Origin of the sequence: Shewanella sp. OMA3-2, from assembly GCF_021513195.1 — a bacterium.
Lineage (GTDB): Bacteria > Pseudomonadota > Gammaproteobacteria > Enterobacterales > Shewanellaceae > Shewanella.
On the sequence record NZ_CP090974.1, the window covers coordinates 2,593,563 to 2,606,206 of the forward strand.

Sequence of the window (12,644 nt, forward strand, 5' to 3'; positions counted from 1 at the left end):
TGGAATTGCAGGTCATATATGCGTGCTTATTTCATCAATTTACAGGCAGGTGCTTATCTTTAGCAAGGGCGACTAATTTTAAGTAGGATAACCAGCTCAGCTTAAAATAAGCAGCTATTGAAATTTACGTGATAATTACGTGATAACTTGTATACAGACAAGCATACGTTAAGGCTTATAAAGTAGCGCTAAATATATACAATAGCGCTACCTTTCATCTGGTACACTTGCTCTGCATGATTACGATGTAGGAACTCTCGTTTTCAACGGTATATACTCTTTGTTATCACCAGGCACGCTCGGAAAATTACCATTTTCCCAGTCACTCTTCGCTTGCTCAATACGCGCTTCGCTAAATGAGACAAAGTTCCAGAACAAGTGTGGAACAGGATCAAACTTATCCCCGCCAAGCATAATAAAGCGACCACATTCAACTACGTTGATAACAGTGTCACTTTCATCTAATAATACAAACTCGCCTTCACCGTATGTAACACCGCCCACTTCTACTTTACCGCTTATAGGAAATATCGCGGTTTCTTGCGTCGGGTGTGGTCTATCAATTTGATTGCCTTCACTTGCCGCAATATCGATGTAAAACATCGGTGAATAATTTTTTATCGGAGAGCTCATACCATAGGCCTCACCGACAATCAGTCGCATCATTACGCCTTCATGTATAAAGTGTGGTAAATCATTCTTTTTAACATGCGTAAATGAAGGTTCAATCTCTGCCATATGCTCAGGCAGTGCAATCCAGCATTGCAACCCATTAATTCTATGCGCATTAGCTCGTACTTCAAAAGTTTCACGCTCTGAATGCGTAATGCCTTTACCTGCGGTCATCCAATTAACATCACCGGGATGTATTTCTAAGTTATTCCCGAGTGAATCGCGGTGTAAAATGCCGCCTTCGAACAGATAAGTCAGTGTACATAAGCCAATATGCGGATGGGGTCTTACATTAATTCCCTTTCCTGCAGGAAAGTCACTTGGTCCCATCTGGTCAAAGAAAATAAAAGGGCCTACCATCTTTTTCTCTTTATTAGGTAATACTCGCTTTACAAATAAGCCACCAAGATCATGCTCTACACCGTTTAATACTTTCGCCATAATTTTTATACCTATTGTTTTAAACTAATCATCTAGAAAAATAACACTCTTATACCTTAATAGAAATAGCAAAAAAAATAACAAGTCATTCGTTTAATCAGAATGAGGTTGTGAGTTTTATACCTAAAATTATCCACTATAATATTTGTTCGTTTTTATAGAATGCTCCATACTAAATTAACAAATTTCATCTTTCTGCCCAATAATGAATAATAGGCTCAACTTCTTCGAAAGAAGATCTTAATTAACTAATTACTATATTTTGGAAAAAGGAAGCACATCATGAAAGCATTACTAAAAAATCTTGTTACGTCTCAAGCTGGATTTAGCGCACTAGTACTACGTATTCCCGTAGGTATTATTTTTATGGCCCACGGCGCGCAAAAATTATTTGGTTCATTTGGTGGATATGGACTTGAAGGAACAGGGCAATGGATGGAGTCAATTGGTTTAGCGCCAGGATTTTTAATGGCCTTATTGGCAGGCAGCGCTGAGTTCTTTGGTGGTTTGTTCTTACTTCTAGGGCTTCTTACTAGACCTGCCGCTATTGCATTAGCTGGTACGATGGTCGTGGCAATTTTTTCCGTCCATTTAGAAAATGGTTTATTTATGGCTAATAATGGCTATGAGTTTGGCTTAGCTTTGCTTGCTGCTAGTTTGTCTCTAGGTTTTTCAGGTGCGGGTAAAGCGGCAATCGATAATCTTATTAGCGATAAGCTTTCATAACCGCCAATTAAAAATTTAACAGCAGCAATGTCAAAGATACCGTTAGTGATACTTGATTTAAGCTCATGGTGATAAGCTGACGTGGTTTAATTGATACGACTAACCCAGTTAAGACATAATTGATTTAACTGGAGATTCAAATGAAAACACGTAAATCCTATTCAAAAGAATTCAAGCTTGATGCCATTACACTGGTAAGAGAGCAAAATTACAGTATTGCTGAAGCCGCTAGAAATTTAGAGGTGACTCCTCAACTGCTCGGCCGCTGGATAAAAGAAGCAGAAAATGATGATGGTCATGCATTTAGAGGCAACGGCAAGCTGACACCTGAGCAGGAAGAGATCCGCAAGCTAAAGGCACAAGTAAAGCGCTTAGAAATAGAGCGTGAAATATTAAAAAAAGCGACGGTCTTCTTTGCCAAAGAAACGAAGTGAAATACGCGTTTATTACCCAAAATAAGAAGATCTGGCCTGTGATATTAATGTGTCACGTGTTGGGTGTGAAAAACAATAATTACTACAGCTATCAAAAGCGGAAGTCTCAGTCACCTGTTGATACAGAGCATCAAGAGATGTTGCAGTGGGTTAAGGATATTGCCGAGTTTAGCGATAACACCTACGGACAAAGACGCATTCAAAAGGCATTGAATTCCCTTGATTACCCTGTTGGGCGTAGGAAAACATCGCAACTGATGAAAGAAGCAAACGTTTGGGTGCGCTATAAAAAGAAGTACAAAGCAACAACCAACAGCGGCCACAAGAAGCCTATATATGAAAATGAGCTTGAACAGGATTTTGATGTTCAATGCGCCAATCAAGCGTGGGTTCAAGATATTACGTACATATGGACTGCCGAAGGATGGCTGTATTTAGCCGTCGTAATCGATCTCTATTCCCGTAAAGTTGTTGGTTGGAGTATGGGCAGCAGAATGAAGGCACTACTCGTTTGTGATGCGCTCACAATGGCTATATGGCAACGAAAACCTAAAGCTGGATTGATAATACACTCAGATCAAGGTGTTCAATATGCGAGCCATCAATATAGACGAATACTGAGGCTGCATAAGTTTGTCGGCAGTATGAGTAAAAAAGGATGTTGTTGGGATAATGCAGTAGCTGAAAGCTTTTTCGGAAGCTTGAAGCAGGAACGAGTTCATTGGCGCAATTATCGAACACGCTACGCAGCTCAACAAGATGTCTTGAATTACATCACTATGTGGTACAACAGCCAACGGATGCATTCATACCTTAATTACCAAAGTCCCAATGAATTTGAGCGTACGGATAAGCCGTTAACAGAAGTGGCGTAACGAACTTAACTAGGGTGACCGAATTCAGTTGACCAGGTCAAGCACAACTATTCGCGTTTTACAAATATACGTTCCACCTCATCACGCGGTGGTCTGAAGAAGAATTTTCTTCCAAGCAAAACAGGTATTCATTTTCGGGATCTAACAGTGGTAAGGCCTTACCACTATACGTTGTTGGGTGCTCAGCTCATGTAAAAAATGGATACATTGACTGAGTCAATCCTTATAGAGAGAACCTCAAACGCCAAAAACAAAAAAGCCGTTGATAATCAACGGCTTTTCTCGAATTTAAAGTGGCGGAGGGATAGCCTGCTTGTAATAAAGAGGAACCCAGGGTTTAAAGCCCTTTCTTTCGCCCAAATAAAAAGGCTCATCATTTCTGATGAGCCTTTTTATTTGAATGTGGCGGAGGGATAGGGATTTGAACCCAAGAAACCAGCCACAAAATAAAACTAAAATTCATTATAATCAATAACTAATCGAAAATTCACATCTCAGAAAGTGAACATTCGTAGTCGATGTATGACATTTAAATATTTATCGGTTAGATTGTCAATGATTAACGCCTTGCTATGCTGCCGATGCCACATTGATTTTTTCTTGTAATTGACCTGAAAATTGCTTGATCTCATTGATTACTAAAAGCAAATCTTCCGCACTAACATGCACATATTCACCGTCTATAGTACGGCCATTTCTATGTGCAATATCGTGTCTTAACTTGGTGATTACTACTACTTTAGAAATATCAATATCAAGAGTAATACTTAACACTTGTTGAAACATTTCAATTACATTAGGAATATTGTGAAACAATACCTCACTAACCTTTTTAATTACTAATGAATTAACATCTAAGTTAGTATCAGATAACTCTGATAATTTAACACTTTTCAGAATCTTAAAATTGCTAATAGCATTATTCAAAAACAGATCATTTTCAGAGATTATAGTTTTTAAGGTATCACCTAAAAAAGACTCTAATAAAGTAACAGCATATGTATAAGACATTTTAAAAAAAGGAGCTGAGTGCAATTGAAATAAAATTGCAGATTGCTCTGCTAAGTTAGTTTCAACCATTAATTTCAAGGCATCTAACTCTGCAATAAACCTACTATGAATTATGGATGAACCGTTTTCCTTATACCACTTTAATTCAGCGTTCCACTCCGCCACTTCAGTTAAATGATCTTGGTAGTTTGAATAGTCATTAGCTAAATCTTGATATTCTTCAGAATTTTCATCCAAGCTATCATCATTTAACCTTTCCCTAATCCACACGTCAGCCTGTTGACTTTGAATATCAAAAAAGTGTTCCTTAATAGAACTCAAGATAGAACGTGAGCGTCCGGCGAACTAAGCCTTGCCTAGATTAACGCGCCAGGGCAATAAGCTATTGAGGTCGCAGTTAGGGTGAGATAATTTATCTAAACAGTGTTCAATGTAATCGAATGGCGTTAGCCCATTTGCTTTGGCTGTTTCTATGATGCTGTATAAAATAGCACTGGCCTCAGCACCACGATGGTTGTGGTTGAACAGCCAATTTTTACGCCCTATCACGAACGGTTTTACTGCGCGTTCAGCACGATTGTTGTCTATATTGAGTCGGCTGTCCTCTACGTAACGTCTGAGCTTTGACCATTGATTGAGACTGTAATGTATGGCTTTGCCTAGAGGGCTTTGCTTTGACACTTGCTGCGCTGATTTATCCAGCCATTGCTTAAATTGCATCAACTGGGCAGCTGAGTGCGTGCGCCTAAAATACAGTCGATCTTCCAGGCTCAGTGATTGTATTTGGGTTTCAATGCGATACAGCTTGGCTATCATGCTCAGTGCCATATCTGCTTTACTGACTTTACCTGCTTTGGCTTTTCCTTGTGCCACTAGCGCTTCTTTGAACTTGCGCCGTGCATGGGCCCAACAGCCCACAAGTTTATTATTGGCCTGTTGGTAAGCCGCGTAGCCATCGACCTGTAAATAACCATTAAATACCGTTTGCTCGGTGGCAAGAAAACGGCTCACGCAAGTGCCCGCGCGGCTACCGTCTTGATAGTCGTACAGTACGATGCTGCGCAAACCTTGATATCGAGGCTCGATACTTGGTCCATCCGCGCCAGTGCAATACACCCACATATAGGATTTCACCCGCTCATCGTTAATCACGTTGAGGGTGGTTTCATCGGCGTGGAGCACACCTTGCGTTAACAGATGTTGGTGCAATAAATCGTATAGGGGTTTAAACAGAGCCGCCGATTTCATCATCCAATCTGCCATGGTTTGCCGACTTAAGGCGATACCATGTTGCTTGAACAAGGTTTCTTGCCGGTACAGTGGTAACGCATATTGGTATTTGCTAGTAATAAGTTGGCTTAATAGACTTGGGGTGGCAACACTTTTAGGAATAGGGCTGGCTGGCACCGGCGCTTGTTTGATATTGGCTTGCGTTCCTTTGGTTTCGCAATGCTTGCAGCTGTATTTGAGTCTAACGTGCTCAATCACGCTGATTTGTGCCGGTATAAACTTAAGTTTCTCGCTGCTATCTTGGCCCATTAACGCCAGCTGATGTCCACAGCAATCACACTGCTTATCTTCATCACTGATGTCATGGATAATAATTTCACGTGGCAGGTCTTTGGGCAATAATTTACGCTTGGCCCGTTGTTTAGGCGGTACTGACACATCAGCATCTGCCGTTAATTCAACGGGCTCATCAACCGTGACTTCAGCTTCGTTAAACAACTCACCTTGATAATCATGGCTTTCACTGCTGGCACCGAAGCGCTGTTGTTGTGCGAGGCGAAATTGCTCAAGTAACCGTTGCACGGATTGTTTTAACTCCGCTATTTCAGCCTCTTTAGCCGCCAACGTCTCAAGCAATAATTGCTTAAGTAAATCAACGTCGTTGGGTAGGTTATCAGGGCTTAATTTCATGGTGTGATTATACCAAAACGCTCCTTAGATAAGGTCGAAACAGTGATCTAATTATGGGAAACAGCATACGTAATGGCGATCAATTAACTGTAACTCAAGCCCTTAACATGCTGATGGCCTAATACGTCAAATCCTGAAAGTAGCCAATGAAACTGCTGCTCAGATAATCTCATACACTCATCTTCGCTTTGAGTCGGCCACTTAAACTTATCCTGTTCGAGGCGTTTATACCAAAGCGCAAAACCGGTGCTATCCCAGTAGAGGATTTTTAATTTATCACGGCCTTTATTACAAAAGACAAACACGCTGCCGTCGGTGACCTGTAAGGATAATTGTTGCTCAACGATGATGGCCAAGCCATTTATTGATTTACGAAAATCCACGGGTTCTCGATGCAGATAAACACAAGGAAGCTGTTGAAACATCAACATGCTTGCAGGCCTTTTATTATTTCAAGCAGATAACTTGCAGGTAACGAGCAGGGAAAAGTCCATAAACCTGTTTGATGCTGTAAGCAGATAGTCTGTTGAGGCTCGCCAGGTTGAGCTTGGGTTATAACCGACGTTGGCGTTGCCACTGTGGCTTTAACAAAAGGCGTAACCGATTTTATTTTAGCCTTGTTAGCTTTACGGGCATAAAAGGTACTGTTACTGAGCTTATGCTGACGACAAAAAGCGGTGATAGTCAAGCCGCTAGCGGGCTGCTGTTTTATCAAAGCAGCCCAATCTTTACGCGAACGTTTAGCCATGTTAACTCCTGATGTAATGGTCAGTCGTTAAGATAAAGGTTCCATGAGTTCTACTGAAGATGTACTTGCCCGGACGGTTACGATAGAACCTCCATACAAAACTTAAGGGTAGCGTAACGCTCAACTCAACTGAATTTTGGGAGCATAAGCGAGTAAAATCAGTGTGTGGCTTGTTATGCGACTGCCAGCTCCTCTCTCATTTTATCTTTTTTAGAGCTAAGCCACGCAAAAACTTCACTAACATAGTTATCCCATTCACTAGATGTGGCAGCAAGGTCAATTATTTTTGAAAGCCCTATTGCTCTTTCCAATCCAAGCCTTTGAATAATATCACTAATAAACTTATGATCATTATCAACAGCTATAATTTCGGCAGCCACTTCAATAATTTCATTAAATTCATCATTGTCAGTTTCCATCATTTTAATCAACAAAGAATGGAGATACTTTTCAGGCGGCACAGCATCCGGCAAAATAAACTGCTTAATAATGGAGATTGCGATCGATTTGGCCTGTAGAACATTTTGATCATGGCCAGTCAGCACCCTATCAACTGCGGTAACTTTTGCCTCAGGTGTTCGATAGACATCTCCATCTAATACGAAGAGAGAGTTATCACAAGTTTCACCACCAAGTAACAATCCTCCTACAGTTGTAAAGCAATTGGTTGCTGCGCCGTATCTTCTTACCGACGTGTATTTTGCAATCCTAAGCTTAGCTGCAACTTTCTTCACGATAGTAGCCGCAAGGTCGTCTTCTACGAAGACTTCTATAGGTGTCGGCTGAACTCCTGTAAGCCTGTTAATTGCGTCAGGTTTAGTTTCATTAAAACATAAAGTTTTGTTCGCTCGGCAAACGATATGCCTTATATTTATCCTATCCTCAAGCTCCAAAATACTTTCTCGATGAGTAGTGAAAATAACTTGAAGTTTCTTTTCATTACATCGCTCTAATATCACACTAACAAGTTTTTTCATTGCCTGGTCGTGTAGCAATAAGTCAAGTTCGTCAATCAAGATAAGGGAGTATTTATTCGCTCTAAATATTTTTTCAAGAATATAAAATACTTTCTGTTCACCAGCACTCATGCTGAGAGCAGAATATCTGAGACCGTCAACAACGACTCCGATAAATTCCTTTCCGGATGCTGTATGGACGTTGTAACCAGAATAATTTCGATTCAGCACCACCGATGCTTTTTCAAGGATGATGTTAATAATATCTTCGTTTACTTCCTTGGTTGAATAATTTATTTTTGCCTGTTTTTTTTCTGATTCTATCATCGGAACACACTTATCAATCCCAATGTAAAATACGTCTCGCTTTGGCCTATTAGCGTATCGTGGAGTCCACCGAACCTGTGTTTTCTTATATTCTCTCGGTACGCTCTGATGTTCTACTTGAGCATCTCTAAAACTATGAATAATACTTAGTTCACTATCATTCCATAGAGCATCAGTGCTGGGGAGAAAAAACCAGCTAAACTTATAATTTTCGCCAATTTCATTTGGTGAGAACGAACACGCTAAAGCGTGTAAAATAGTGGACTTCCCGTTTCCATTTGGGCCTAATATTGCAGTAACGGGAGACCCTTCAAAAGAGATTTCAAGGTCCTTTAAGTTTTTTAAGGACTTAACCTTCATCAAGTGCAAAACTTGTTGCGATACTGCCATATATTCCTTCTTATTCTTTCACAGTAAAATTAATGAGGGCGTTGACACTTGGCTTTTCGGCGTACCCAAGCGTCAGCGGAAGTGCATCCGACAACAGCCACTTTATCGTTGATAGTCACGCAAGACGTAGAAATTTTTTACCAATCCGTGGATGAATCATATGTCCATGAACGGAAATAGGTGGTGTATTTACATAATACAAAATTTTTATCGGAACCTTTCCGATGATGTAATACCAAGTAGCATAAACAACCTTCTTAGGGCACCCATATTGAATGACTTGTATAGGGCTGGTAGCTGCATAATTTTTATTATTTAATTTTATCTTGTTATCCACAGAAAAATATAGATCTGGGTGCGCTTTCCCTGAAAGAATACACTCTGCAAAGCCGGACAGGTCAAAGGGGACCTTGTCATCAATGATCTTACAACCAAAAGCCTTTACCAGATAAAGATGGCAGTAGAGAATCCCTTGTTTAAAATCGCATGAAAATATTTTTCCTGCATTTATAGTTTTACAGCTTCCTATAATGGACTGATTTTTCAAAAGATAGTCAGCTAACTCGCTCCAAGCCTCATCATATTTTTGAGTTTGAGTTGTGTTACAGTGATGACAGATTTTCGCTGAATACTTCGCAAAGTTACTCTTCACGCTTTGGAGAATCTTAACGGTACCATCCTGTTTTGTGTACAGTGGAGACTGCTGCGTAACTACCCCAAAAATCGAACGTAGATCAGATGCTTTAACACGATGCTCTCTGGTAGTGGCTTCTCTACCGCATATCCAGCAGATATTCATCTATTCCCCAAACTATAACGTTTTAATATTTATGTGCTATTTTCAGCGCATAAATCATTTGTTGGACTTGGTCGATGCCTAGTCTGAATTAATTGGCAGGTTTTATGCTATAGGAATTTGATTTTTTTGATACAGGCTCTGGGGTACAGAACAGTTTTGAGTCAATACATATCGAATAATGGGTAAGTTTTTCATTGAAATTCCTTTTCATTGTATTGTTCTATCATACATCTTTGTGCTTAGCTGATTCAATGAGGATTATATACTCAATTTAAGCCTCTGTTGGCTCTGCTCAGCGGCTTAGTCCAACAGTGTATTAAAGTATGTGCCTAAAAGGTAAAAACAAAACGAGCTTGCGCGTAAAGTAGAATTTGTGCTCACAGCACTAAAAATTAAAGACAACAAAATCAGTACATGACACAGAAAAATGTGCGTGCTGATTTTATCTTTCACGCTTTTGATTTTTAACATGCGAAGCATGTGTCTTTGGGGTTCAAAGGGGAGTTCCCCTTGCCCGAGCTTGTATCCGACCTTTTTGGAACAAAAAGTGGGATACAAGCGTACGAGTTTCGCTGTAGTCCCACTTTTAAAGTGGGCTGCTTTGGCTTCGCACTCACTGAGTGCGAAGCGGTTTAAATTGCATTCTTTAAGTGAACAGTTACGTGAAAAGTTTCATCAAATTAACGCGAAAAAAGGTGAAAATTCGATTTTTCAGCAAGATTTATTATCAATTTACGCCCGTAGGATTTGATAAGTGCTGCTGAGAAATAATGTCGTTGGTTCGTTTCATCATTTCTCAGACTGGTTATTGGCGCTGTGAGAGTAAGGATACTTTGATGTCGGCAGCGAAGCCTTTATCACGCAGAGAAGCTAACAACACCATACGGTGTGTTTTTATTACTAGCTACACTAGCTAGTTACAATTTGTGGCTCAGCTTTTATCTACAAAAGCCAGGTACATATGTCTCAGTCATCCGTTTTGGGTCTGAGAATATGATTTTTCAAATGCTAAAAAGCAAAAAAGCCATTGATTATCAATGGCTTTTTCACTTTAGAATGTGGCGGAGGGATAGCCTGCTTGTAATAAAGAGGAACCCAGGGTTTAAAGCCCTTTCTTTCGCCCAAATAAAAAGGCTCATCATTTCTGATGAGCCTTTTTATTTGAATGTGGCGGAGGGATAGGGATTTGAACCCAAGCAAACAGACACAAAATAAAATTAAAATTCATTATAATCAATAACTAATCGAAAAATCACATCTCAGATAGTGAACATTCGTAGTCGATATATGACATTTAAATATTTATCGAGTAGGTTGTCAATGTTTAACGCCTCAAGAAGAGGCGCGCATTAGCGCGTCCTTCTTGCTTGACTTGTGTACGCCCAGCATGGGCATGAACTAATGAGGTGGAAGTCCTCTGTAGGAAGATCACCGTTACTCTTTCTAAAAGAGAATAACATACTGTTATTAAACGTTAACTACTAGCGAATGGCAAGGGCTTAATCGCGAGGTTTGGTCTGGAGGAAGCCGCTAGCAAATTTGCGAGCTGATGAACAAGAACATCATATGAGGCGTAGGCTAGAGGTGAGTTGGCACAAGACGACGAAACCACGTGATCTAATGGCCACCGTAAATGATGCAGCAGTGCAAAGAAAGTTCATGTTCTTATCTGGGGAGATCTGCTTAACACGCGATCGGTCATTAACCAGTAAGGCTCTGGTTTATAAGTGCCTTGGCTTTTCAACTTCATCGACTGAAAAGAGCGAACCAGATGGAAACCGATAGCGCATGACGGGGTAACTTGGCATGTGATTAAGCAGAAGTCAGCAGACGGCATAGTAGCCCAACGCCCATCGTAATGGTTGGGATATGGTGAAGGCCTGAACATTTAGAAGAAGGAGGAGTCTTGTCAAACTTGTCGATACCCACTACGTCGCCAGACGATTACTATCAGCAGCGTATTGATATGCAACCGGCCTTCAACAACGATTTATTCCAACAACTGCTCGAACCTGAAAATCTACACCGAGCTTGGCGTCAAGTTAAAGCCAATAAAGGCGCTGCGGGAATCGATGGCATGACTATCGAAGCCTTCCCGCTCTGGATGCAACAAGGCGGCTGGCAACTGTGTAAATCTCAATTAGAGCGAGGTGAATACCAACCCTCAGCGGTCAGGCGCGTAGAGATCGACAAACCCGATGGCGGTAAACGCAAATTGGGGATCCCTAACGTCATTGACCGTGTGATACAGCAAGCCATTGCTCAAATACTCACGCCACTGTTTGACCCATTCTTCTCGACCAACAGCTTTGGCTTTAGGCCGAACAGAAATGCCAAACAAGCGGTACTGCAAGTAAGGGATATCATCAAACAAAAACGCAAATTTGCCGTCGATGTTGATCTGTCTAAGTTCTTTGACCGAGTTAATCATGATCTCTTGATGACTCAACTTAGAAGCAAGGTGCAGGATAAGCGTCTGTTGGCGCTTATTGGTAAATACCTTCGAGCTGGTGTGATGGTCAATGGCCAATTTGAAGCAAGCTTTGAAGGCGTGCCTCAAGGCGGCCCACTCTCGCCATTACTCTCTAACATTATGCTGGATAGTCTGGATAGTCTGGATAAAGAGCTGGAAAGCCGAGGGCATAAATTCGCCCGCTACGCGGACGACTTCATCATTTTGGTAAAGTCTATTCGAGCAGGAGAGCGGGTACTCAAGAGCATTACTCAATATCTGGCCACTAAGCTAAAACTGGCCGTTAATGAACAGAAAAGCCAAGTGGTTAAGGTCGGTCAAAGCAAGTTTCTTGGGTTTACATTTAACCGAGGAAAGATCCAGTGGCATGCTAAAACATTACGCATTTTCAAACAAAAGATGAGACGACTGACGAACCGAAATTGGGGAGTTAGTATGGGATATCAATTGTTTAAAGTGCGGCAGTACATGCAAGGCTGGATCAACTACTTTGGCATAGCCAATGCTTACCAAGGATGTGTCGATTTAGACCATTGGATCCGTCGTCGCATACGTATGTGCTACTGGCGTCAGTGGCGAAAACCACGGACTAAGGTGCAAAATTTACTTAAGCGTGGCGTCAGGATCCAAGCCGCTGTTGCTTGTGGTATCACAAGTAAAGGCCCTTGGCGTAGCTCTAAAACACCAGGGATACAGCAAGCACTGAGTAATGAGTATCTGAAGAAAGCAGGATTATATTCACTAAGAGATGGATGGATCGCAGTTCATTATCCTAACCAGAAAGTTTAGTTAGGGGTTCTAAATGAACCGCCCTGTGCGGAGCCGCATGCAGGGTGGTGTGGGGGCTGGAGGTTAGATACCTCCGGCTACCC

Annotated in this window: 10 protein-coding genes; 3 read left to right on the forward strand and 7 right to left on the reverse strand. The window is 41.1% G+C overall.

Annotation, left to right across the window (positions count from 1 at the left end):
• Positions 1-240: 240 nt before the first annotated feature.
• A complete protein-coding gene (locus tag L0B17_RS11530; protein WP_235084950.1) occupies positions 241-1,113 on the reverse strand; it encodes a pirin family protein in 873 nt (290 codons plus the stop codon).
• A 282-nt stretch (positions 1,114-1,395) separates the two neighbouring features.
• Between L0B17_RS11530 and L0B17_RS11535 the strand changes: the two genes are divergently transcribed.
• A complete protein-coding gene (locus L0B17_RS11535; RefSeq protein WP_235084951.1) occupies positions 1,396-1,839 on the forward strand; it encodes a DoxX family protein in 444 nt (147 codons plus the stop codon).
• 140 nt (positions 1,840-1,979) lie between these two features.
• Positions 1,980-3,148 (forward strand): IS3 family transposase gene (locus L0B17_RS11540; RefSeq protein ID WP_235084953.1). Its coding sequence is split into 2 segments (ribosomal slippage): positions 1,980-2,226 and positions 2,226-3,148, totalling 1,170 coding nucleotides; the frame shifts between segments, so codons are not numbered across the junction.
• Between the two features lie 570 nt (positions 3,149-3,718).
• Here L0B17_RS11540 and L0B17_RS11545 read toward each other — a convergent pair.
• The 6 genes from L0B17_RS11545 to L0B17_RS11570 form a co-directional block, all read right to left on the reverse strand.
• Positions 3,719-4,480, reverse strand: coding sequence for a hypothetical protein (locus L0B17_RS11545; protein WP_235084955.1), 762 nt, complete (start codon positions 4,478-4,480; stop codon positions 3,719-3,721).
• 24 nt (positions 4,481-4,504) lie between these two features.
• The gene (gene tnpC, locus L0B17_RS11550) at positions 4,505-6,079 is read right to left on the reverse strand and encodes an IS66 family transposase (RefSeq protein WP_235084956.1); all 1,575 of its coding nucleotides are present in this window, start codon (positions 6,077-6,079) and stop codon (positions 4,505-4,507) included.
• Positions 6,080-6,162: 83 nt separating this feature from the next.
• Positions 6,163-6,462 carry an IS66 family insertion sequence element accessory protein TnpB gene (tnpB, locus tag L0B17_RS11555; RefSeq protein WP_235084957.1) on the reverse strand — a complete coding sequence of 100 codons (300 nt, stop codon included), beginning with the start codon at positions 6,460-6,462 and terminating at the stop codon, positions 6,163-6,165.
• Positions 6,463-6,503: 41 nt separating this feature from the next.
• Positions 6,504-6,827, reverse strand: a complete 324-nt coding sequence (tnpA, locus tag L0B17_RS11560; protein WP_235084959.1) for an IS66 family insertion sequence element accessory protein TnpA — start codon at positions 6,825-6,827, stop codon at positions 6,504-6,506.
• Between the two features lie 173 nt (positions 6,828-7,000).
• Entirely contained in the window at positions 7,001-8,500 is a 1,500-nt protein-coding gene (locus L0B17_RS11565) for an AAA family ATPase (RefSeq protein WP_235084960.1), read from the reverse strand.
• Between the two features lie 115 nt (positions 8,501-8,615).
• The gene (locus L0B17_RS11570; RefSeq protein ID WP_235084962.1) at positions 8,616-9,299 is read right to left on the reverse strand and encodes a hypothetical protein; all 684 of its coding nucleotides are present in this window, start codon (positions 9,297-9,299) and stop codon (positions 8,616-8,618) included.
• A gap of 1,906 nt (positions 9,300-11,205) precedes the next feature.
• Here L0B17_RS11570 and ltrA point away from each other — a divergent pair.
• Complete coding sequence (gene ltrA / locus L0B17_RS11575; RefSeq protein WP_235084963.1) at positions 11,206-12,561, forward strand: group II intron reverse transcriptase/maturase; 1,356 nt, start codon at positions 11,206-11,208, stop codon at positions 12,559-12,561.
• Positions 12,562-12,644: the final 83 nt, after the last annotated feature.

Excerpts from the sequence above, each read along its gene's own strand:
- L0B17_RS11530 (WP_235084950.1), bottom strand. The coding sequence starts at position 1,113 with ATGGCGAAAGTATTAAACGGTGTAGAGCATGATCTTGGTGGCTTATTT.
- L0B17_RS11535 (WP_235084951.1), top strand. The coding sequence starts at position 1,396 with ATGAAAGCATTACTAAAAAATCTTGTTACGTCTCAAGCTGGATTTAGC.
- tnpC (WP_235084956.1), bottom strand. The coding sequence starts at position 6,079 with ATGAAATTAAGCCCTGATAACCTACCCAACGACGTTGATTTACTTAAG.
- tnpA (WP_235084959.1), bottom strand. The coding sequence starts at position 6,827 with ATGGCTAAACGTTCGCGTAAAGATTGGGCTGCTTTGATAAAACAGCAG.
- L0B17_RS11565 (WP_235084960.1), bottom strand. The coding sequence starts at position 8,500 with ATGGCAGTATCGCAACAAGTTTTGCACTTGATGAAGGTTAAGTCCTTA.
- L0B17_RS11570 (WP_235084962.1), bottom strand. The coding sequence starts at position 9,299 with ATGAATATCTGCTGGATATGCGGTAGAGAAGCCACTACCAGAGAGCAT.